This is a genomic window from Kitasatospora sp. NPDC005856 (genome assembly GCF_040629945.1).
GTDB lineage: Bacteria > Actinomycetota > Actinomycetes > Streptomycetales > Streptomycetaceae > Kitasatospora.
Map to the genome: position 1 here is coordinate 1 of NZ_JBEXWT010000108.1, position 20,864 is coordinate 20,864.

General features: G+C 72.1%; 19 protein-coding genes and 3 pseudogenes. 16 read left to right on the forward strand and 6 right to left on the reverse strand.

Annotated elements, in window-relative coordinates; translation table 11 throughout:
• Together ABZ449_RS36740 and ABZ449_RS36745 are read left to right on the forward strand one after the other, a co-directional pair.
• Positions 1 to 567, forward strand: a 567-nt coding sequence (locus tag ABZ449_RS36740) for a hypothetical protein (protein ID WP_360354910.1), incomplete at its 5' end; no start/stop codon positions are given.
• A 638-nt stretch (positions 568 to 1,205) separates the two neighbouring features.
• A pseudogene (locus tag ABZ449_RS36745) lies at positions 1,206 to 2,238 on the forward strand (IS630 family transposase).
• Here ABZ449_RS36745 and ABZ449_RS36750 read toward each other — a convergent pair.
• Positions 2,235 to 3,254, reverse strand: a complete 1,020-nt coding sequence (locus ABZ449_RS36750) for a helix-turn-helix domain-containing protein (protein ID WP_360354913.1) — start codon at positions 3,252 to 3,254, stop codon at positions 2,235 to 2,237. The pseudogene ABZ449_RS36745 and the gene ABZ449_RS36750 sit on opposite strands and share 4 nt — an antisense overlap.
• Before the next feature lie 324 nt (positions 3,255 to 3,578).
• Between ABZ449_RS36750 and ABZ449_RS36755 the strand changes: the two genes are divergently transcribed.
• Positions 3,579 to 4,097, forward strand: coding sequence for a hypothetical protein (locus tag ABZ449_RS36755; RefSeq protein ID WP_360354915.1), 519 nt, complete (start codon positions 3,579 to 3,581; stop codon positions 4,095 to 4,097).
• Positions 4,098 to 4,149: 52 nt separating this feature from the next.
• On the opposite strand, the gene ABZ449_RS36760 is transcribed toward ABZ449_RS36755, so the two are convergent.
• Complete coding sequence (locus ABZ449_RS36760; RefSeq protein WP_360354918.1) at positions 4,150 to 4,293, reverse strand: hypothetical protein; 144 nt, start codon at positions 4,291 to 4,293, stop codon at positions 4,150 to 4,152.
• A 204-nt stretch (positions 4,294 to 4,497) separates the two neighbouring features.
• Between ABZ449_RS36760 and ABZ449_RS36765 the strand changes: the two genes are divergently transcribed.
• Complete coding sequence (locus ABZ449_RS36765; protein ID WP_360354921.1) at positions 4,498 to 5,019, forward strand: hypothetical protein; 522 nt, start codon at positions 4,498 to 4,500, stop codon at positions 5,017 to 5,019.
• A 93-nt stretch (positions 5,020 to 5,112) separates the two neighbouring features.
• Here ABZ449_RS36765 and ABZ449_RS36770 read toward each other — a convergent pair whose 3' ends face one another.
• Positions 5,113 to 5,934, reverse strand: a complete 822-nt coding sequence (locus ABZ449_RS36770; protein WP_360354923.1) for a GntR family transcriptional regulator — start codon at positions 5,932 to 5,934, stop codon at positions 5,113 to 5,115.
• Between the two features lie 215 nt (positions 5,935 to 6,149).
• On the opposite strand from ABZ449_RS36770, the gene ABZ449_RS36775 reads away from it, so the two are divergent.
• The 5 genes from ABZ449_RS36775 (at position 6,150) to ABZ449_RS36795 (ending at position 12,953) form a co-directional block, all read left to right on the forward strand.
• Positions 6,150 to 7,733 carry an alkaline phosphatase family protein gene (locus ABZ449_RS36775; RefSeq protein ID WP_360354926.1) on the forward strand — a complete coding sequence of 528 codons (1,584 nt, stop codon included), beginning with the start codon at positions 6,150 to 6,152 and terminating at the stop codon, positions 7,731 to 7,733.
• 85 nt (positions 7,734 to 7,818) lie between these two features.
• Positions 7,819 to 8,949 carry a hypothetical protein gene (locus tag ABZ449_RS36780; protein ID WP_360354928.1) on the forward strand — a complete coding sequence of 377 codons (1,131 nt, stop codon included), beginning with the start codon at positions 7,819 to 7,821 and terminating at the stop codon, positions 8,947 to 8,949.
• Positions 8,950 to 9,173: 224 nt separating this feature from the next.
• A complete protein-coding gene (locus ABZ449_RS36785) occupies positions 9,174 to 10,169 on the forward strand; it encodes a 3-oxoacyl-[acyl-carrier-protein] synthase III C-terminal domain-containing protein (RefSeq protein ID WP_360354931.1) in 996 nt (331 codons plus the stop codon).
• A gap of 366 nt (positions 10,170 to 10,535) precedes the next feature.
• On the forward strand, positions 10,536 to 12,020 hold the full coding sequence (locus ABZ449_RS36790) for a phenylacetate--CoA ligase family protein (protein WP_360354934.1): 1,485 nt from the start codon (positions 10,536 to 10,538) through the stop codon (positions 12,018 to 12,020).
• On the forward strand, positions 12,021 to 12,953 hold the full coding sequence (locus ABZ449_RS36795; protein WP_360354936.1) for a hypothetical protein: 933 nt from the start codon (positions 12,021 to 12,023) through the stop codon (positions 12,951 to 12,953).
• A gap of 427 nt (positions 12,954 to 13,380) precedes the next feature.
• Here the strand turns inward: ABZ449_RS36795 and ABZ449_RS36800 are convergent, their stop codons facing one another.
• Positions 13,381 to 13,932 carry a hypothetical protein gene (locus tag ABZ449_RS36800; protein ID WP_360354939.1) on the reverse strand — a complete coding sequence of 184 codons (552 nt, stop codon included), beginning with the start codon at positions 13,930 to 13,932 and terminating at the stop codon, positions 13,381 to 13,383.
• A 14-nt stretch (positions 13,933 to 13,946) separates the two neighbouring features.
• Positions 13,947 to 14,360 (reverse strand): ATP-binding protein, encoded by a 414-nt coding sequence (locus ABZ449_RS36805; RefSeq protein WP_360354942.1) that lies wholly within the window; start codon positions 14,358 to 14,360, stop codon positions 13,947 to 13,949.
• Between the two features lie 223 nt (positions 14,361 to 14,583).
• Between ABZ449_RS36805 and ABZ449_RS36810 the strand changes: the two genes are divergently transcribed.
• From ABZ449_RS36810 to ABZ449_RS36835, 6 genes and pseudogenes are all read left to right on the forward strand, one after another.
• A complete protein-coding gene (locus ABZ449_RS36810) occupies positions 14,584 to 15,414 on the forward strand; it encodes a helix-turn-helix transcriptional regulator (RefSeq protein WP_360354945.1) in 831 nt (276 codons plus the stop codon).
• Positions 15,411 to 15,602: a DUF397 domain-containing protein gene (locus ABZ449_RS36815; protein ID WP_360354948.1), complete on the forward strand. Its 192-nt coding sequence runs from the start codon at positions 15,411 to 15,413 to the stop codon at positions 15,600 to 15,602. The genes ABZ449_RS36810 and ABZ449_RS36815 overlap by 4 nt, the downstream gene beginning before the upstream one ends.
• A gap of 111 nt (positions 15,603 to 15,713) precedes the next feature.
• Positions 15,714 to 16,018 (forward strand): annotated as a pseudogene (locus ABZ449_RS36820) (NUDIX hydrolase).
• A gap of 27 nt (positions 16,019 to 16,045) precedes the next feature.
• A pseudogene (locus ABZ449_RS36825) lies at positions 16,046 to 16,377 on the forward strand (hypothetical protein).
• A gap of 18 nt (positions 16,378 to 16,395) precedes the next feature.
• A complete protein-coding gene (cyaB, locus tag ABZ449_RS36830; RefSeq protein ID WP_360354951.1) occupies positions 16,396 to 16,959 on the forward strand; it encodes a class IV adenylate cyclase in 564 nt (187 codons plus the stop codon).
• 149 nt (positions 16,960 to 17,108) lie between these two features.
• Positions 17,109 to 17,939 (forward strand): hypothetical protein, encoded by an 831-nt coding sequence (locus ABZ449_RS36835; RefSeq protein WP_360354953.1) that lies wholly within the window; start codon positions 17,109 to 17,111, stop codon positions 17,937 to 17,939.
• 228 nt (positions 17,940 to 18,167) lie between these two features.
• Here ABZ449_RS36835 and ABZ449_RS36840 read toward each other — a convergent pair whose 3' ends face one another.
• Positions 18,168 to 18,377: a hypothetical protein gene (locus tag ABZ449_RS36840; protein WP_360354955.1), complete on the reverse strand. Its 210-nt coding sequence runs from the start codon at positions 18,375 to 18,377 to the stop codon at positions 18,168 to 18,170.
• A gap of 62 nt (positions 18,378 to 18,439) precedes the next feature.
• Between ABZ449_RS36840 and ligA the strand changes: the two genes are divergently transcribed.
• Positions 18,440 to 20,500, forward strand: coding sequence for an NAD-dependent DNA ligase LigA (ligA, locus tag ABZ449_RS36845; protein WP_360354958.1), 2,061 nt, complete (start codon positions 18,440 to 18,442; stop codon positions 20,498 to 20,500).
• Positions 20,501 to 20,864: the final 364 nt, after the last annotated feature.

The window sequence follows — 20,864 nt, forward strand, 5'->3', positions numbered from 1 at the left end:
CCCGCCTACGCCATGTACGTCGCGGCAGCCAAACTCCGCGAATTCGGCTGCACCAACGTCGCCGACCTCGTCGAGAAGAACGCCGACGAGCTGGCTCAGCAAGTAGCCGTGGCCGGCCTGGGCGGCCTCAGCAGGTGGATGACCGGCCGTGGAAAGCTCGAACCGTCCACAGTCGCTGATCAGCTCTCGAGCCTTGAGCGCGAAGTAGCTCTCCAGCGGGCCAAGCGGACGGGCTCTGAGCCTAAGATGCTCATGAACATGGACGTGATCAAAGCCACAGCGAAGAAGTTCGGTGTCGACTACAGTGATATCAAGGTGGAAATTCGGAAGACGACCGCTGGAGTCGGCGGCTTTACCATGCCGGATCAAACTGTTGTACTCGCTCGCGACGCTTTCCTGAACGAAGAAACGCTGGCTCGCACACTGTTCCATGAGAAGATCCACGTCGATGACTTGCGCCATGGACTTCCCTTCCCTAAGTCGTGGGAGGCGGCGGAACCATGGGAGGACCGCGCTTACGGCATGGAGGAGGAGTGGTGGCAGAATATAGGGAAGCACATCCACTAGACGCCGATGGTTCTCGAGAAGCAGGTGAGATGCAGGATTTGCGCGCAGATTGGGAGAGCTGGCTGAGTTGCTATCAGCAAGTCATCTCCTCTCACCCCGACCGCATCAAAAACGAATGCCCTAACTGCGGAAACCGCTCCTTGGAGCTGGTTTTCATCGGACCCCGAGACCTTGGGGCCGGGTCCGCAAACTTCTGGTGCGGGTCCTGCCTTACTGGCATCGTCATCTCGCGGTGCCCGGTCCCTGAAGGCGCACGCTTCATCCCGTCCGATCAGCCGCGAAGCCGGGATTCCGGATGGCCGCCGAACTTCGTCCTGGTGGTCCCGGAGTAACCTCATGGTTCTGCTGCCTCTGCTGTCGGAGGGCTGATGCCCTCGACAGCAGGGAACAGCAAGAAGCGTCGAAACCACTTCTTCAACGTGATCGACGACAACAGCACAGTTGTGTTCCTTGATGCGTAAACAGGCCGAGCGTTCTCCGAGGGTTGGCCGTAGTACTACACCATGCGGACCAACCAGTGTCCTGTGCCGGAGATCCGTCGTTAGAAATTGCGTGAGTGATCTTCGGATGTGCCGGTGCGGCGTCGTGGTCCCGCGTTGGAGCCGTTGTTGCTATCCGGGGAGGAGCGGGCGGCGCTGATGCGATGGGCTCGCCGGGCGACGTCCGCGCAGGCGCTCGCGCTGCGGGCTCGGATCGTGCTGGCCTGCGACGGCCCGGAGGTTCCGTCGATCGTCGGTGTGGCGAGGGAGTTGGGGATCACTGCGGACACGGTCCGTAAGTGGCGTCGCCGGTTCCTCGCCGAGCGGCTGGACGGCCTGGTGGACGAGACGCGTCCGGGCCGGCCTCCCACGATCGCGGTGGACGAGGTCGAAGCGGTGGTGGTGGCGACGTTGGAGGAGATCCCGAAGAACGTGACGCACTGGTCGCGGAGTTCGATGGCGGCCCGCAGCGGACTGTCGAAATCCACGGTGGGACGGATCTGGCGGAAGTCCAGCTCAAGCCCCATCTGGCGGACACCTGCAAGCTCTCCACCGACCCGCTCTTCGTCGAGAAGGTCCACGACGTGGTCGGGCTCTACTTCGATCCGCCTGAGGGGGCGGTGGTGTTGTCGGTCGACGAGAAGTCGCAGATCCAGGCATTGAACCGATCCCAGCCGGTGCTGCCGATAATGCCGGGCATGCCCGAGCGCCGGACCCACGACTACGTTCGCAACGGCCTGACCACGCTGTTCGCCGCGTTCGACACCGACAGCGGGAAGGTCATCACGTCCCTGCACCGTCGGCACCGGCGGCGGAGTTCAGGGAGTTCCTCGTCAAGATCGACCAGGAGGTCCCCGCCGGCCTTGACATCCACCTCATCTGTGACAATTACGGCACCCACAAGACTCCGGCGATTCGTACGTGGATGGCCCAACACCCCAGATTCCACATGCACTTCACGCCGACCGGATCCTCGTGGATCAACCAGGTCGAGCGCTGGTTCGGCTTCCTCACCGACCAGATGATCCGCCGCGGATCCCACAAGAACGTCCAAGCCCTCGAACGCGACATCCGCACCTGGATCAGGCACTGGAACGAGGACCCCACGCCGTTCACCTGGACCAAAACCGCCGACGAGATCCTCGACTCCCTAGCCCGATTCTGCCGACGGATCTCCGGCGCAGGACACTAGCCTCCCCCGGCACCGGCCAGGGCGCGGTGGCGGTGTTCGCGGGGGGAGAGCCCGTACGCGGTCTTGAAGGCGCGGCTGAACTCGGCGGCGCGGGGCAGGCCGCAGCTGGTGGCGACGGCGTGGACGGGCAGGGCGCGCAGGGCGGGGTCGGCCAGGTCGCGGTGGGCCTTCTCCAGTCGGCGGCGGCGGACGAAGGCGGCGACGGTCTCGCCGCCGGACTGCCGGGCGAACAGGCGGTGCAGGTAGCTGACGGAGATGTGGTGGGCGGCGGCGATCACGGCGGGCGTCAGCTCGGGGTCGTGCAGGTGGCTTCGGACGAAGGCCCGGACGTTCTCGACCAGGGCCCGCTGCCGGGTGTCGTCGGGCACGGCGGCCTCGGCGTCCAGTTCCCGGGCGAGCCAGGCGGCCACCAGGTCGACCACGACGCCGCCCAGGCGTGAGGTCTCGGCGGGCCCCAGTACGGCGGCCTGCCGGTCGAGGCCGAGGAGGAACTCCGAGAGCAGCGCGCAGCTGCCCTCGCGGGAGGAGAAGCCGCGGCCCAGCAGGTCCTCCAGCCGGTGCGGCGGCACCGGCAGCAGGGCGGTGGGGAAGTCGACGCCGACGGCTTCGATCCGCAGGTCCCCGGGGGTGCGGGCGGCGCGGGAGCCGAAGGCCCGCAGGTCGAACGGGTGCGAGCTGTCGAGCATGTGCAGGTTGCCGGGCCCGAAGGTCTCGGTGCGCCCGGCGTCGCGGGTCAGGGTGAAGCCGCCGTCGAGCAGCAGGGTGAGGTGGAACACCTCCGGGTCGGAGCGCCGCACCCGGCGCGCGGTGCGGTGGAAGCGGGTCGGCAGGAAGGAGGTCCGCAGGAGGGTCACGGGACCCAGCTCCAGGCGCCGCATGTCCGCCCGGAAGTCGTCGCGGTGGTCGCTGGTCACGTCGCTGTCCCGGGTGCGGCTGACCAACTCCCGCCAGCAGTCGAACCGTTCCTTCGCGGGCACGCCCTCGCTGCTGAACACGCCCGTGGTGCTCGTGTCCACTGTCCGCCCTTCCCTTCCGGGGTCCGTCCCCTCCGTGCCCGGCCGGAGCCCTCCCTCTCCACCCGGTGTCACCGGCTCCTCGCAACCGGTGACACCGAAACCTACAAGGTCGGGCCCGGTGGCCTCCGCCCGGCCCCCGCTTACGGCCGCCGTCCGCGCGATCCCGTTGAACCGGTGGCCGACCGCAGTCCGTTGGCATGAACACAGGGGCCGATGGGCTCCGATCCCATCGCACGACGGCGGCCGGACCCCAGGGCCCGCACCGTCGCCAAGGAGACCGTGCCGCGGCCGGCCAGGACCGGCCGCAGCGGAAAGAGGGGAACGATGAGGAAGACCGGAACGACCAAGCGCACTCTCGCCTTCGCCGGCGCCGCACTGGCGCTGGCCTCGCTCACCGGGCTGACGACCGCCACCAGTGCCTCGGCCGACGTCAACAGCGAGTGGAACTGCTCGCGCAACCCCAGCGGCTGGGACCACATGAACTGGGGCTCCTGCCTGCTGCCCGGCGACTCGCTCGTCTCCGCCAACGGCGCCTACCGGCTGACCTACCAGACCGACGGCAACCTCGTGGAGTACGACCGCTACGGCACCGCGCTGTGGAACACCGGCACCGTCGGCGGCGGCGCGGGCAAGGCGATCATGCAGTACGACGGCAACTTCGTCGTCTACGACACCTTCAAGAACGCCAAGTGGTGGACCGGCACCGCCCTCGGCTGCAACCCCAGCGCCAACTGGGTGCGCATGCAGAACGACGCCAACATCGTCGTCTACCGCCCGCACGACAGCAGCAGCACCTGGACGCCGGTCTGGTCCTCGCAGTCCGGCCGCGTCGGCACCTGCTGACGAACCGCCCGGCCCGGGCCACCCGCCCGGCCCGTGCGTCCCGGCGCCGGCCTCAGCCCTCCTGGGGCCGGCCGGCGTCCGGGGCGCCGAGGGCGAGGGTGAAGCCGAACCGGTCGCCGCGGTAGCGCAGGTGGCCGTAGAAGGACCCCTCGGGGTCGAAGTCCCGCGCCGGCGCGGGCATCCGGGCGACCGGCACGTACGTGGACTCCGGCCCGACGCGTTCCTCCTCCGCGCGATCCCGTTGAACCGGTGATCGACCGCAGCCCGTTGGCATGAACGCAGGGGCCGATGGGCTCCGATCCCATTGCACGACGGCGGCCGGACCTCGGGGCCCGTACCGCCGCGAAGGAGACCGTGCCGCGGCCGGCCAGGAACCGGCCGCAGCGGAAAGAGGGGAACGATGAGGAAGACCGGAACGACCAAGCGCACTCTCGCCTTCGCCGGCGCCGCACTGGCGCTGGCCTCGCTCACCGGGCTGACGACCGCCACCAGCGCCTCGGCCGACGTCAACAGCGAGTGGAACTGCTCGCGCAACCCCAGTGGCTGGGACCACATGAACTGGGGCAGCTGCCTGCTGCCCGGCGACTCGCTCGTCTCCGGCAACGGCGACTACCGGCTGACCTACCAGACCGACGGCAACCTCGTGGAGTACGACACCAACACCGGCTACGCGCTGTGGAACACCGGCACCGTCGGCGGCGGCGCGGGCAAGGTGATCATGCAGTACGACGGCAACTTCGTCGTCTACGACACCTTCAAGAAGGCCAAGTGGTGGTCCGGCACCGCCCTCGGCTGCAACCCCAGCGCCAACTGGGTGCGCATGCAGAACGACGGCAACCTCGTCGTGTACCGCCCCCACGACAACAACAGCCCGTGGACGCCGGTCTGGTCCTCGTACAACGGCCGCGTCGGCACCTGCTGACACCCGTACGCCCCGCACGCCCCGTACGCCCTGCAGGCCCTGTGTGCCCCGCACGCCCTGCCGTCGACGGCCGGACCCGCGGCCGCCGGACGGTCAGTTCGCGTTCGGGGCGTTCGCGGCGTTCGGGACGTCCGGAGCTCCCAGGGCGTCCAGGGCGTCCGGGGCGCCGAGGGCGAGGGTGAAGCTGAACCGGTCGCCGCGGTAGAGGGTGCGTACCTGCTCCAGTGGGCGTCCGTCGGCGTCCAGGCTGCGGCGGTGCAGCAGCAGCATCGGCAGCGCCGGCGGGGTGCCGATCAGCAGCGCCTCGCGCGGGGTGGCCAGCACCGTCTCGATCCGTTCGTCGGCGGCGCCGATCCGTACCCCCTGCTCGCGCAGGTAGCCGTAGAAGGACCCCTCGGGGTCGAAGTCCCGCGCCAGCGCGGGCACCCGGGCGACCGGCACGTACGTGGACTCCAGCCCGACGCGCTCCTCGTCCGCGCGCAGCACCCGCTCCAGGTGCCACAGCTCCTCGCCCTCGGGGACCTCCAGCAGTCGCGCCATCGCCGCGTCCGCGGGCAGCCGGTCCAGGGCGATCAGGGTGCGGCCCGGGCGCAGGCCCTGGCGTGAGACGCCCTCGGTGTAGCTGTTCAGGGACAGCGGCTGCTCGATCTTCGGCCCGGCCACGACCGTGCCCCGGCCCTGCCGGCGCAGCCGGCCCTCCAGCAGCAGCTCGCGCAGCGCCTGGCGCACGGTGGCCCGGGCGACGCCGTGACGCTGCGCCAGATCGACCTCGGTGGGCAGCCGCCCGCCGGGGCCCAGCTCGGCGATCAGCTCCTCCAGGCGGGCCTTGACCAGGTAGTACTTGGGCACCCGGCCGTGCTCGGGGACGCCGGCGCGGGCGGGTTCGGGGACGGCCCGGGGGGTGGGGTGGGTCACCGGTCGAGCCTATCGAGCGGTGCCCGGGCCGTGCGGGCGCCCCGGGGGACGTGGTCGCAGAGGGCCTTCGATCACGGAAGGGTAACGGGTCTGGACTGAATTTCGGCGGTTGTTCATACAACCGTGGATTCACGGAGGGCGCGTCCTCGCCCGCCCGGCCCATCCTCGCTTCCGGTGCAACTGCACCGCACCGCCGACCAGTTGGGAGCCCTCCGTTGCGCACCTCGCGCTCCACCCGCACCGCAGCCCTGGCCGTCACCCTCGCCGCCGCCACCGCCGTCGCCGGGCTGATCGCGCCCTCCGCCACCGCCGGGACCACCGCAGCCGGGACCACCGCAGCCGGGACCGCCGCAGCCGGGACCGCCGGGGCCGCCGCCGGCCCGTACCGGAACCTGCCCGAGGGCACCAAGCAGGCCAAGACCCTGGTCATCGGCGTCGACGGCACCCGCTACGACAAGCTGCTCACCGCCGACGCCCCCAACCTCAAGGCCCTGATGGCCGACGGCATGACCGCCACCAGCAACCTCTACGCCAACCCGCTGGCCCCCACCCTCTCCGGCCCCGGCTGGTCCACCATCGCCACCGGCGCGTGGCCCGACAAGCACCAGGTGAAGGACAACGCCTTCACCGGCTCCCGCTTCGACCTGTTCCCCGACTTCGCCACCCGCCTGGAGAACGCCGACCCCGGCACCTCCACCCTGGTGATCGGCTCCTGGAACCCCATCGCCGCCAACGTCTTCAACGGCCGCGCCGACCTGCGCCTCCAGGAGAGCGAGAACGACACCAAGACCGCCGCCGACGCCGTCGACTACCTCTCCCACGGCAACCCCGACGCCACCTTCCTGCACTTCGACCAGGTCGACGAGGCCGGTCACAACCACGGCGGCACCAGCCCCGAGTACGCGGCCGCCCTCCACTCCGCCGACGCCCTGGTCGGCCAGGTCCTCCAGGCCGTCAAGTCCCGTGCCACCTACGCCTCGGAGGACTGGCTGATCGTCGTCACCACCGACCACGGCCACACCGACGCCGGCGGCCACGGCGGCAACAGCGCGGGCGAGCGCCAGACCTTCCTGATCGCCGACGGCACCGGCTACGCCCCCGGCTCGCGCCGCTACGACGTCAAGCCCGTCGACATCGCCCCCACCGTCCTCAAGCACGAGGGCGTCACCGTCGACCCCGCCTGGCGGCTCGACGGCCGCCCGATCGACGAGATCGCCCCCGACGCCTTCGACGCGCTGCGCCCGAGCCTGCAGGCCCGCGCCGACGAGAGCGGCATCCCGGCCACGGTGAAGGGCTGGACCCACACCCCGCCGGCCGGCTGGAGCATCGACAACTCCCGCATGCCCAGCGGCGGCGTCACCGAGTGGCGCGGCTGGACCTTCGCCACCGACGAGTTCTGGACCGCCGCCCAGCTCGGCCAGTCCCGCGAGACCAACGTGCGCGCCCGCAACGTCTTCGCCGTCGCCGACTCCGACGAGTGGGACGACCAGGCGCACGGCGCCGGCCAGTTCGACTCCACCCTGGTCAGCCCCGCCTACCCGGTGGCCGGCCAGGGCCGCGGCGTGCTGTCCTTCGCCACGAACTACAAGATCGACGGACCGCAGACCGGCGACGTCCACGTGGTCTTCGACAACGGCGCCCCGCAGCCGGTGAAGTCCTACCGCAGCGACCTCAACACCGTCGAGAACCTCCCCGTCACCGTCCCCGCCGGCGCCACCACCGCCCGCTTCCAGTTCCGCTACACCGGCACCAACAGCGCCTTCTGGACCGTCGACCAGGTCGCCTTCACCACCTCCTGACACCACCTCCTGACACCACCTCCTGACCCGCACGGCGTGCAGGCGGGGGAGGGGCACCGGGCGGCCGGGGAGTAGTCTCCAGCCGGTGACACCGACGCCTCCCGCCTCTCCCTCCTCCGCCTCTCCCGTCCCGCCCGGCCCCGCCTGGGCCCCGCTGCTCTCCGCCACCGACGTCGAGCGCAGGACGGCCCTCGGCTGGCTGACCGGGCTCGGCTTCAACCGCGCGGCGCCCGCCGACCTGCTGCTGCGCATCCTGGACACCGGCGAATGGGGCCTGCTGGACCGCAAGGACCTGCCCCAGGAGGTCGTCGACGCCGCGATCGCCCACCCGAGCCGGGAGGTGCGGCTCGGCGTCACGGAGGCCCGCCGGCTGTCACCGGAGCAGTGGGAGCGGCTCGTCGCCGCCTCGCCCGAGCCGCGCCTGTGCCGGCGGTTCACCCTGCTCGCCGAGGAGGCCCGGGGCGCCGAGCGCGCGGCCGAGCGCGACGCCCTCCTGGCCGCCACCCCCGCCGAGCTGGCGGCGATGGCCGCCGAGGCCCCCGACATCGACCCCGGCAGCCGGAGCACCTCCCTGCGGTGGGTCACCGCCCTGCACGCGGACGCCGAGGCCATGCGCCTGCTCGCCGCCTCCCCGAAGCTGCTGGTCCGCCGCAGCGTCGCCAGGGCTCCGCGCCTGCCCGCCGACGTGGCCGAACTCCTCGCCCGCGACGAGGACCGCGCGGTGCGGATCTTCCTGGCCGAGTCCTGCGACGACGCCCCGCCCCGGATGCTCCTGGACATGGCGGCCTGGTGGGACGGCAGCTTCTCCTTCCCCGGCCGCCCGCGCAACCACCCCAACTTCCCCCGCGAGGGCCTGCTGCGCCTGGCCGCCGACCCCAACCCGCTCCTGCGGGCCGCCGCGCTCGACGACCCCGCCGCCACCGGTGCCGACGCCGAGCGGGCCGCCGCGGACCCCGACCCCGTGGTCCGCAAGGCCGCCGCCGGACACCACCGGCTCGCCCCGCAAACCGCGGCCGCGCTCACGGCCGACGCCGACCGCGGCGTGCGGTGGGCCGCCCGGACCAACCCGGCCCTGCCCCCGGAGGACCTGGTGGCGCTGCTGCTCACACCGCGCCGCTCCGAGACCGGTGCCCAGAACCCCGCCGTCCCCGCCGCCGTCATGCACCACATGCTTGACCTCGCCCTCCCGCACACCGGCATCCCGTCGGTGTCGTAGCCCGTCGGTGTCGTAGCCCGTCCGTGCGGCGAGGGCGCCGGTGTCGGTGCTGGTCAGGGCTCCTCGGGGCTGTATAGCCTGACGGGGCGTCGGGCCGGACCGGGACACGGAAGTTCGATGACGAACTCCTCCGGCGGTGGAAGCGGCACCCCTTCCGGTATCGGACAGTGCGCGGAACGACGAGCTGCGCGGCCGGAAGGGGCGATGGCGTGGACTACGGACTGATGTCATTCGGATCGGCGCTCGGGGAGCCCGTCGCCGTCGCGGACGTGGCCTCCGAGTACACCGAGGACGTCGAGCGCGTCCAGGGGTACGGCTACCGCACCGTCCACCGCAGCCCGGACGGGGTCGGGCTCACCGACCTGGCCGTCGACGCCGCCCGGGCGGCCCTGGACGAAGCGGGCACCGACCCCGCCGACCTGGACCTGGTGGTCCTCGCGATCACCGACATCCCCGAGTACCTGTACTGGGACCCGGCCGCGGCCCTCCAGGACCGTCTCGGTGCCCGCCGCGCCGAGGCGGTCCTCGTCAGCCAGGGCTGCGTCAGCGGGATCACCTGCTTCGACCTGCTCGCCGGCCGCTTCGCCACCCACCCCGAGTACCAGCGGGCGCTGGTGGTCGGGGCGAACCGGACGTGCGAGCCGTACTGGAACCGGATGCACACCAACTCGCTGCTGTTCTCCGACGGCGCCGGCGCCGCGGTGGCCGGGCGCGGCCACCCCTCACTGCGCTGGCGGGCCGGCGAGACGATCAGCGACGGCCGCTACGCCGACCTGTTCCGGATGGAGCAGGGCGGGGCGGCCGCCCCCTTCCGCGGCGGCCCGGCGCCCGCGCCCGCCGGTGACGCCTGGGGCCTGATGGAGTTCTTCGACTACGACACGGAGCGCTTCCAGGAGTTCATCGGCCTGATGGGCGAACGGGTGCACGAGGTGGTGGCGCGGGCCTGCAAGCGGATCGGCGCGTCCGTCCCGGACCTGGCCAGGGTGGTGCTGCCCAACGACAACCGCGCCACCCTGACGAAGCTGGCCGACCGGCTCGGCGTCCCGGTGGAGCGCACCAACCTCGAAATCTCCCTGGAGCGGGGCCACTTCGGGGCCGCGGACCACATCCTCGACCTCCAGTACCACCGCGCGGCCGGGCACTTCGGCGACGGCGACCTGATCGCCCTGGCCGGCATGGGGCGCGGCATGCACTGGAGCTGCACGCTCCTGGAGTTCTGACCGGCCGGCCGCCCCGGGACGATCCCCAACTGGTGTGAATGATCGGAAGGTTGGCCGTGCACATGGGCTGTTGCGGGCGGCCGAACCGTCCCTATACTGCCGTTGCCCGTCGACCGGAACCGGCCACGGGCATCCGCTGCCGCGCCCGGCCAGGGCGGCCGGCCGGCCCGTACGAGGGAGAACCGATCATGGTCAAGCACTACCTCAAGTACGCCTTCAGCACCCTCACCGCCGCGATGTTCCTCCACATGGTCTGACCCGACCGTCCGACCCGATCGACGGACCGGCCGGAACCGGCGGTCCGACCCGATCGACCCCGGCCGGGGCCGGGTGGCGCACCGTCCGACCCTGGCCCGGGGAGCCCGCTTGTTCGCGACCGCACTGAGTCAACTGCGCTACGGCGCAGCAATCCTGACGAACCGTCGGATACATCCAGGAGATCTGGAACGCCTCGCGCGCGACCTCGTCGCCACCATCGCCGAGTTCGGCGAACCGGGCGAGGACTCCGCCCTGCTGCCCGGCCGAGCCGGACCCGTCGACCCCAAGGTGCGGCGCGAGGTGACCCGGCGCAGCCTGCGCGCCACCGCCCGCACCGCCGCCCGGCACACCGCCCACTACCGCCGGCAGTTCGCCGAACTCGCCCTCGACCCGGACCGGTTGGAACCCGAGGACTGGTCACGCGTCCCCGTCACCCCCAAACAGGCACTGCGCGCCCAGCCCGCCGCCTTCGTCTCGGACGCCGCCACCCCCGCCCTGATGGCCCTCACCACCGGCACCAGCGGCACCCCCACCGCCGTGTGGTTCTCCCGCGCCGAACTCGACTGCGCCATCGCCTTCAGCACCATCTCCGCCGTGCTCGGCCTCGGCCTGCGCCCCCGCCACACCGTCGCCTACGCCGGCTGCTCCCGCGCCACCCTGCCGCTGGTCAACGCCGAGGAATCGGCCACCCGCGCCGGCGCCGGCTTCGTCCAGTTCGGCACCGTCGCCCCCGCCGTGGCCCTCGACCGCCTCGCCGCCCCGCTCGGCCTGCCCGGCAAGGACCCCCGGATCACCCACCTGACCACCTCCGCCTCCTACCTGGCCGCCCTCGTCCAGGAAGCCGAACAACGCGCTTGGCACAGCGGCGACTTCGGCCTCCAGTCGATCAGCGTCGGCGGCGAGGTGCTCTCCGCGCCCCTGCGCCGCCGCGCCCAGGCGGTGTTCGGCGCCCCCGCCACCTCCGCCTACCTGATGACCGAGATCGTGCCCTCCGGCGCCACCCCCTGCACCCAGGGCCACCTCCACCACACCACCGAGTTCGGACACCTCGAAGTCCTCGACCCGCTCACCTGGGAACCCACCGCCCCCGGCGCCACCGGCACCGTCGTGCACACCCCCTACGTGCCCTACCGCGACTGCACCCTGCTGCTGCGCTACGCCACCGGCGACCTCGTCCGCCTCCCCGCCGAGCCGCCCACCTGCGAACTCGCCCACCTGCCCGCCACCTCCGAGATCCTCGGCCGCTGGAACGGGCCGCTCAGCCGCACCGTCACCACCCGCGAGGTGCTCGACCTGGTCGAGGCCGAACCGCAGGTCCCGCTGCCCGCCCGCCACGCCCTCACCGAAGGCCCCGACGGCCCCCACGGACCCGCCCGCCTGCACCTGCTGGTCGACCGCCTGCCCGCGACCGCCCTGCACGGCCGCCTGGAGGAGCGCGCCCACGCCGCCGACCTGCGGCTGTCCGACATCGTGCTGTACGAGGACCGCGCCGCCATGCCGCCCACCGCGCCCGTGCGCGCCGACCTGCGCGAGCACACCTTCGACGCCCTCGACGCGCTCGACGACCCCGACCGTGCCCCCGGGAGGCGCTGAATGAACGCCGACCCCGCCGCCCTGGCCGCACTGAGCGCCGCCGTCGCCGCCGAACTGGCCCTCGCCGCCCGGTACCTCGCCCGCGTCCGGATGCCCCGCCCCCCGGTCGGCGTCTACACCGGCGGCGACGTCGCCGTCCTGTGCGCCGGCGTCGTCCTCGCCCCGCTGCTCTACGCCGCCCTGCCCGGCGCCGCCGTCTCCGCCGTCTTCGGCCTCGTCGGCTGCCTGGCCGTCCAGTTCACCCTCGCCCCGCTGCTCGCCGGCACCCGGCTGCGCCCCGGCCCGTGGTCCTGGGCCGCCGCCCTCACCGCCACCGCCGCCACCGCGCTCGCCGCCCTCACCGGCCACCCCGGCGCCGCCCGGGCCGGCAGCGACCTGATGATCGCCGTCGCCGTCGTCGGCGTCGCCAACCTCTGGGCCCAGAGCGGCCTGCGTTCCGCCCACACCGCCGCCCTGGCCGCCGTCCTCACCGGCTACGACCTCGCCGCCACCACCCTCACCGACACCACCACCCGCTTCTTCGCCCAGGTCCAGGACCGCCCCTTCGCCCCGCTGCTCGCCCTCACCGGCGGCCCGCAGCCCGTCGCCGTCGGCCTCGGCGACCTGCTGCTGCTCGTCCTGTACCCGCTGGTCGCCGCCAAGGCCCACGGCCGCACCGCCGCCGTCACTGCCGCCCTCACTGGCCTGCTGACCACCAGCGCCGTCAGCGCCTGCTTCGCCGCTGGGTGGCTCACCACCGGATTCCCGCTGCTCACCGCGCTGGGCCCGCTGATCGTCGCCCAGCACCTGTACTGGCGGCGCCGCCACGGCGGCGAGCGGACCACCGCCCAGTGGCGCGCGGGCCACCCGCTCCCGCCGCCCGCCCCCTCCCGCACCGAACCCGCCGCCGCCCTCGCCGCCCCCGTCCCCGAGGGCACACCCCAAGGAACATAGGGCCTGTCTCCTGGATCCTTGCCGGGTACCTCGCCGCGTTGTCGTCGGTCGCCATACCGCTGCACAGGAAGTCGGCCCGGCCGACTTCCTGTGCAGACAGTGGACGAGCTACGCCCAGTCCAGGGCGGGGCCGAGCTGAAATCGAGGCCCTGCCCCTAACGCCGAGTGCCCTCCCCCCACTCCTCCGGCAAGGACAACAAGGTGCCGGCGGCCCGGCCGTTCTCGGCCGGGCCGCCCGAAGGAGAGGCGAGTCGGAATGGCGGCAACTGCTCTGGAGGCCGGTCCATAGAACGGGTGGGCTCGTGTGCAAGCACACGAGCCCACCCGAAAAAGAGCTTGGGAGGCCCCGACCACTTATGGCCGGGGCCGCCGAGCACAGACCCAACCGTCTGCTGCGCAGGAAGTCGGCGGGGCCGACTTCCTGCGCTCATGGACGGGTCGCGCGGGTGCGGCAGTGGGTGAGGGCGTAGGTGATGCGGCGATCGGAGGGGACGGTGGTGACGAGGAGTTCGCCGGCGGCGGTGAGGGTGGTCCAGTAGAGGGCGGGGTCGCCGGTGCGGGGCAGGGGGCGGGCAGCGGCGAGGGAGAGGTAGGCGGCGGTGAGGTTGCCGGTGGTGAACCAGCGCTGGAGGCCGTGCCGGTGGCCGGGACGGATGCCGCCCATGGCGTCGATGGCGGTCAGGAAGTGGTCGACGACGGCGAGTTCGGTTTCGGTGAGGGACTTGGGGATGTCGAAGACGCCGAGGGCTTCGAGGAGTTCGCCGGTGTCGGCCTCGGAGTCGGGGCGGGGGTGGGCGAGGAGGGCGTCGTAGCAGTCGGCCAGGCGGCGGGTGGTCTCGGCGAGGGGGATGTCGAGGGCGAGGCAGACGGCTCGGGCGACGGGCAGGGGCCGGTGGCCGAGGCGGGCGATGAGGGCGTAGGTGGCGGCAGGGGTGGCGCTACGGGAGAGGGTGTGGCGGGCGAGGGTGGTGAGGTTCATGGGGGTTCGGGCTTTCAGGCGACGGGGGCGATGAGGGCCCAGACGAACTTGCCGATGCCACAGGGGCGGGGGACGCTGCCCCAGCGTTCGGCGAGTTCGTTGACGAGGAAGAGCCCGCGCCCGTGCTCGTCATCGGGGGCGGCGGTGCGGAGGGCGGGGTGGGTGGTGTCGGCGTCGTGGACTTCGAGGCGGAGACGGGAGCCGCTGAGGGCGAAGCGGATCTCGATGTGCCGGTCGTCGGGCGCGTCGGAGTGCTGAACGGCATTGGCGAAGAGTTCACACAGCAGCAGCTCGGCGGTGTCGCGGTAGCGCTCCCCGGAGGGCAGCCCGGACAGGTAGGCCCGGAGCAAGTACCGGGCGAGGGGCGCGGATTCGGTCCGTGAGTCGAGGCGCGCGACGAACATGCGGGGGTGGCGGGACGTGAGCATGGGGGAGCACCTCAGGGGGCGGAGGGGGCGTGCGAAGGAGCGCGCACTCATGCTGGCGTGTGGCTGATTGCGTTCCCGGCCTGAAGACCCGGGACGCGGAGGTGGCGCGGGCCGCAGCATCGCTCCAATCGGTAGCGATGCGACTACCCAGCGCACTCAATCTCCCGTAGGCTCCGGAACTGTTCAACTTGTCCACGCCGTTTGATTGGTAGGATGAATAGCCTTGAACAAGCGTGAACTTGACCCTCAGGCCTCCCCGGCGGCTGAGTTCGGGGCCTTTCTCCGCGAGGCCCGCGAGCAGCGGGGCTGGACGCAGGACCATCTCGCGGGGCTGATCGGCTGTACGTCTTCCTTCATCTCGGCCCTTGAAAATGGTCGAAGGAAACCAACTCAACGCATCGCTCGCGCTCTTGACCGGGCATTTGACACATTGCAGGCGGGAACGTTCAAGTACAAGGCCAGCGACGTCAAGCACAGTGCCCTGCTGGAGGGGTTCGCCGAGTTCGTAGCCCAAGAGCGTCGGGCCGTTGAACTGCGGCTCTTCGAACTCGGTATCGTGCCGGGCTTGCTGCAGACGAGGGAGTATGCAACCGCCATCGCGGCGGGTGCCGTACGGCGGCGGAGCATCACGCAGGATCAGGCGGACGAACGGGTACGAGTCCTCATAAGCCGTCAGGCCGCCATGCGTCGGGATCCGTCACCTCTGATTCACGTAGTCATGGACGAGAGTTGTATTCGTCGGCCCGTGGGCGGGGACGCCGTGATGGCGGCGCAGCTTGATCACCTGGTTGAGTTCGCCAACGAGCCGACGGTCCGGCTCCAGCTGGCCCCGTTCGCGCTCGGCGAGGACAGGGCGTTCGATCTCCCGGTGTCCATCCTGACGTTGCCGGACCGGTCGCTGATCTCCTACGCGGAGAGTGCGCATCAGGGGCGCTTGGAGCGGGATATCAACGCGGTGACGGCCGAGTTGGCGGCCTACTATCAGCTGCAGACGCATGCCCTTTCACAAGCGGACTCGGTGGCGATGATCCGCGAGCTACGGAGGCGAGTATGACCCTCGATTGGTTCAAGTCCAGCTACAGCAGCAATGGCGGACAGTGCATCGAGGTATCCGACAGCATGCCCGGCATCGTCCCTGTCCGCGACTCGAAGGACCCGGAGGGCCCTTCTCTGGCTTTCCCGGCCGATGCCTGGTCGAGCTTCGTCGTCGCCGTTCGCTCCGGAGAGTTCGGCGACGTCTGACGCATCATGTGCACCGGCCGAGGCCCCATTGCCCACAGACGGGCAACGGGGCCGCCGTAGTTGTTCAGTGCTCCTATCGGAACTTGGGAACCCCCGAGTGGCGTGCTGGAAATGGACGAGGCCATCGAGGACGGCGTGCGCCGCGAGGTCTACGAGGAGACCGGGATCAAGGTCGGTGTGGAGCGGCTGACCGGCGTCTACAAGAACGTGAACCGGGGAACGTCGCCCTCGTCCTTCGCTGCCGACCGGAGACCAAGCAGACGTGGCTCTCGGAACAGTCGGTCGAGGTCGCTTGGCTCACACCGGCCGAGGTCTCCGAGCGCATGGCCGAGGTCTATGCCGTGCGTGTCCTGGACGGGCTCCGGGACGACGCTGCACCAAGTGTCCGGACTCATGACGGCCGGCACCTGCTGTGACAGGCCAGACAGCGGAAGTGGTGGATCATGCCCAGGCGTGACTACGTGGACGACCCGAACGCCCCGCAGGCGAACTCACTGGTTCCCGCCGCGTCCGTCGTGGTGGTCGACGACGAGGGCCGTGTCCTGCTCCAGCGTTCTCCATCTGCCTCCTCGCGCGCCCGCTCGGCGGCGAACTGCGGGTGTCCGACGAGTCCCACGAGGTGGGATGGTTCACCCCGGCCCAGACGGACGGGCTGCCGATGGTGTCGAGCATCCGCAAGCGGCTGGCCGACTGGCGCACCGGGGCGATCCCCGTGGTGCGTTGGCCACCGGTGCTGCCGCATCGATGGCGGGCCCGGACGGCGCTCAACGCGTGATCCGAAGGAGGAACCGGCATGGCGATCGAGGCGGAACTCAAGGCCGTCGTACGCGACCCCGAACTCGTCCTCGCACGATTGGAGAAGTCGTACGGCGCCGGGCGCGCCGAGGTGTACCGCGACACGTACTACGACGCCCCGGACGGCAGCCTGATGGGAGCCGACCGCGAGCTGCGGATCCGCACCGTTCATGGACCCGACGACACTCGCACCGCGCTCACGTACAAAGGCGCCCGGGTGGACGAGGCGTCCGGGTCGAAATGGGAGGCCGAGACCCGGGTGGAGGACGCCGAGGCGGCCGACGAGATCATCCGGGGCCTCGGCTTCACCCCGCGCATCCGGTTCGAGAAGCGGTGCCGCAACTACGACTTCGAACGCAGCGGTCGGCGCTTCCTCGCCACGCTCGTCCGCATGCCGGAGCTCGACGCGACATTCATCGAGGTCGAGACCGCTGCGGCCGCCCGAGACGGCCTCGGAGCGGCGCTCGACACCGTGCGGGCCGTGCTGGCCGACCTCGGGATCAACGAGGCCGACCTGACAACGGAGCTGTACACGGACGCGGTGGCCGCAGCTCGTACCTGATCCCGGCGGAGCGCTGGTGGCCGACAATTCGCAAACGGCTCGCACTCCGCGTAATCGGTGTGCTACTTTCCGCATCATCAACAGAACATAGGAGACCCCGGCGGTGGTGGAACACCCCGGGGTCGGGCACCAGGAGCAACAGACTCCCAATGCAGATTCATCGTAGCGCTCACACGCGCGCGTTCACCGTCCTTCCCAACGGCCTGTTGCAGGACCGTCGGCTCAGTTACACCGCCCGCGGGCTGCTCGCCGATCTCCTCTCCCGCCCCGACGGGTGGCGGGAGGACGGGCGGCAGATGGCGGACAGCAGTCCGCAGGGGCGGGGCGCCGTCCGGCGGGCGCTCAACGAACTCAAGGACGCCGGGTACTACCGGGTCGACACCGTCCGGATGCCCGACGGGACCGTCCGGTCCGAGGCCCACGTCTTCGACACCCCGCACCGCGCACCGGCTGTCCCCCGCCCGGCTTCCGGCGGGCGAGGGACCGGCGGCGCTGTCACCCCTCCCGTAAAGGACCCGGGACAAGAACCCACCCTCCCGGATGAACGGACGCGGGCCGCCGTGGCCACTCTGTTCCGGGTGATCCGGCCCGAACCGCGTCTGCGTCTCGGCGAGGCCGAGGCGCAGACGCTGGCCCCGCTCGTCGCGCAGTGGCTGGAACGGGGATGCGGCGAGGCCGAGTTGGCCCAGGCCCTGCTCCCCGGGCTGCCGCAGCCGATGCACTGCCCGGCGGCGATCCTCCGGGACCGGCTGCGGCGCAAGCTGCCGCCGGAACGCCCCGAAGCCCCGCCCGCCTCGTACGCCGAGTGCGGCCGCTGCCACGACCCGGTGCCCCGGCCCGGCATCTGCCGCGCCTGCGCGGGCCTCGGTACGAGAACCGTCGCGGTCGGCAGCGGGGCCAAAGCCACCGCCTGCGGCGTCGCCCGCGCCCGGGCTGCCCTGCGCGGGCGCGGGCCCCTCGCTGCGGCGGTCGGCGGCTGAGGCGGGAACGCTCAGCGCATGCACGGTGAGCCAAGCGCAGGAAGTCGGCCGGGCCGACTTCCTGCGCTGAGCGGCCCGCTCCGCCGTTCGTTGCCGCTACGGCCGGGCCGAAGTGGTAACGGGCAACGGGGCGGGAGGCGGCGTGCACGGTGCTCGGCCGCCGTTGCTCGAAGGTCCCGGAGAACAGCCGGTGTTGGGGCGGACGGCCACTGCGCCGGATCCGCCGGGCTACGGGCGGGTGCCCGCCGTGTCGACGACGGCGCGGGCGAGGACGGCCATCTGGCTCGTGACGTCGCCCTTCCTGACGGTCGCCGCGTCGGTGAGGGCCACGGTGCGCTCGCCGAGGAAGGTGTCGTCGGCGCGGTCGAAGATCCACTGAACCTGGACCCGTCCGCCGCTGTCCGTCCGGGCGACCGCGACGCCGGGGACCTTCGCCACCGCCCGGCAGGTCTGACGACGCCCCGGGCGCCCTTGTCAGTGCCGGCCGCCATGATTCCCCCATGACCGAGACCGCCGCCCCGCTCACCTCGCCGTCCGCGTACGCCGACGCCGTCGCCACCGCCGTACAGGCCGCCGCCGCGTACTACGCCGACGGCTCCACCCCGCTCGGGGACGACGAGTACGACGCACTGCTGCGCGACATCGCCGCGTACGAGGGCGCCCACCCCGGCGAGGTGCTGCCCGACTCGCCGACCGGAAAGGTGGCCGGCGGCGCCGCCACCGGCGACGTCCCGCACAGCGCGCCGATGCTCTCCCTGGACAACGTGTTCTCCGCCGAGGAGCTGGAGTCCTGGGCCGCCGGCCTGGAGCGGCGCCTGGGCCGGCCCGTCGCCGCCTGGTGCGTGGAGCCCAAACTCGACGGCCTCGCCGTCGCCGCCCGCTACCGCGCCGGGCGCCTGCAGCAGCTGATCACCCGCGGCGACGGCCTCGCCGGCGAGGACATCACCCACGCCGCCGACGCCGTCCTCGGCCTGCCCGCCGAACTCGCCGAGCCCGCCGACATCGAACTGCGCGGCGAAGTCCTGCTCACCCAGGACCAGTTCGAGCACGCCAACCGGGTGCGCGCCGAGCACGGCGCCACCCCCTTCGCCCACCCCCGCAGCGGCGCCGCCGGCACCCTGCGGGCCAAGGACCGCCCCTACCGGATCGAACTGACCTTCTTCGCCTACGACGCCGTCGGCCCCGAGGGCCTCGACCACAGCGCCCTCCTGGAACACCTCGCCGCCCTCGGCGCCCACACCGCCGCCACCACCGCCGCCCGCCCGCAGCACTGCGCGGGCATCGCCGAGGTCCAGCAGCGCATCGAGGAGATCGCCGCCCTGCGCGCCGCCCTGCCCTTCGGGATCGACGGCGTGGTGGTCAAGGCCGACCTGGCCGCCGACCGCGCCGAGGCCGGCCTGGGTTCGCGCGCGCCGCGCTGGGCGGTGGCCCGCAAGCTGGCCGCCCAGCACAAGGTCACCCGGCTGCTCGGGGTGGAGTGGAACGTCGGCCGCACCGGGATCATCGCCCCGCGCGCCGTCCTCGAACCGGTGGTGATCGACGGCGTCACCGTCACCTTCGCCACCCTGCACAACCCCGCCGACATCGAACGGCGCGGGCTGATGATCGGCGACCAGGTCTTCGTCTACCGCGCCGGCGACGTGATCCCCCGGGTCGAGGCCCCGGTGCTCGACGCCCGCACCGGCGCCGAGCAGCCGATCGCCTTCCCCGAGACGTGCCCGCGCTGCGGCGACGCCATCGACACCACCGAACAGCGCTGGCGCTGCATACGCGGGCGCAACTGCCAGGCCGTCGCCTCCGTCCTCTACGCGGCCGGCCGCGACCAGCTCGACATCGAGGGCCTCGGCGGCACCCGCGCCGTCCAGCTCGTCGAAGCCGGCCTGGTCACCGACCTCGCCGACCTGTTCACCCTCACCCGCGAGCAACTGCTCACCCTGGAAAGGATGGGGGAGACCAGCGCCGACAACCTGCTCGCCGCGATCGAAGCCGCCCGCACCCAGCCGCTCAACCGGGTCTTCTGCGCCCTCGGCATCCGCGGCACCGGACGGACCATGTCCCGCCGGATCGCCGCCCACTTCGGCTCCATGGCGGCGATCCGCGCCGCCGACGCCGAGACCCTGGCCGGCGTCGACGGCATCGGCACCGAGAAGGCCCGCGTCGTCGCCGCCGAACTCGCCGACCTCGCCCCGCTGCTGGACCGCCTCGCCGCCCTCGGCGTGGGCACCGCCGTCACCGCCCCGACGGCCCCCGCCACGGCGGCGGGGCGCAGCGGCACCGGAGACGGGAACGACGGGGACGGCGGCCCGCTGGCCGGCGAGGCCGTCGTCGTCACCGGCAGCATGACCGGCGCCCTCGCCGACCTCTCCCGCAACCAGATGAACGAACTGATCGAACGCGCCGGAGGCAAGGCCTCCTCCTCGGTCTCCAAGCGCACCACCCTCCTGGTCGCGGGCGAGAAGGCCGGCTCCAAGCGCGCCAAGGCCGAGGAACTCGGCATCCGCATCCTCACCCCCGAGGAGTTCGCCGCCCTGGTGGCCTCCCATCTCCCGGCTGGATCCTGACCCCGGCCGCCGGCCGCCGGCCGCCGGCCGGTGCCGCGGGTGAGGGTGAGGGTGAGGGTCCGGTTCGGGGCCGGACCCTCACCCTCACGCGGGTGCGTCGGCGGACTCGGCGGGCCGGGCGGAAAGCGACGGCCTGCCCGATAGTCCGCCCGGTACTGCCCCCGCACTGCCCCCGCGGCCCTACGGCCGGGCCGCAGCGGTGCGGTAGACCTGTCGGATCGGACGCGCGGCGGGGCAGCGCGCCGTGAACACGGGGGAGGGGACGGGCGTGCGCGCACACGAGCGGCAACCGCACGGCGGGTCCGGCGAACGGCCGCGGACCGGCACGCGGAACACCACCCGGGACGACGCCGCGCCAGGCCCC

Bases quoted from the DNA above. Each gene is read 5' to 3' on its own strand.
- ABZ449_RS36755 (WP_360354915.1), top strand. From the start codon at position 3,579: ATGAGGAAGACCGGAACGACCAAGCGCACTCTCGCCTTCGCCGGCGCC.
- ABZ449_RS36765 (WP_360354921.1), top strand. From the start codon at position 4,498: ATGAGGAAGACCGGAACGACCAAGCGCACTCTCGCCTTCGCCGGCGCC.
- ABZ449_RS36785 (WP_360354931.1), top strand. From the start codon at position 9,174: ATGTCATTCGGATCGGCGCTCGGGGAGCCCGTCGCCGTCGCGGACGTG.
- ABZ449_RS36795 (WP_360354936.1), top strand. From the start codon at position 12,021: ATGAACGCCGACCCCGCCGCCCTGGCCGCACTGAGCGCCGCCGTCGCC.
- ABZ449_RS36800 (WP_360354939.1), bottom strand. From the start codon at position 13,932: ATGAACCTCACCACCCTCGCCCGCCACACCCTCTCCCGTAGCGCCACC.
- ABZ449_RS36805 (WP_360354942.1), bottom strand. From the start codon at position 14,360: ATGCTCACGTCCCGCCACCCCCGCATGTTCGTCGCGCGCCTCGACTCA.
- ABZ449_RS36815 (WP_360354948.1), top strand. From the start codon at position 15,411: ATGACCCTCGATTGGTTCAAGTCCAGCTACAGCAGCAATGGCGGACAG.
- cyaB (WP_360354951.1), top strand. From the start codon at position 16,396: ATGGCGATCGAGGCGGAACTCAAGGCCGTCGTACGCGACCCCGAACTC.
- ABZ449_RS36835 (WP_360354953.1), top strand. From the start codon at position 17,109: ATGCAGATTCATCGTAGCGCTCACACGCGCGCGTTCACCGTCCTTCCC.
- ligA (WP_360354958.1), top strand. From the start codon at position 18,440: ATGACCGAGACCGCCGCCCCGCTCACCTCGCCGTCCGCGTACGCCGAC.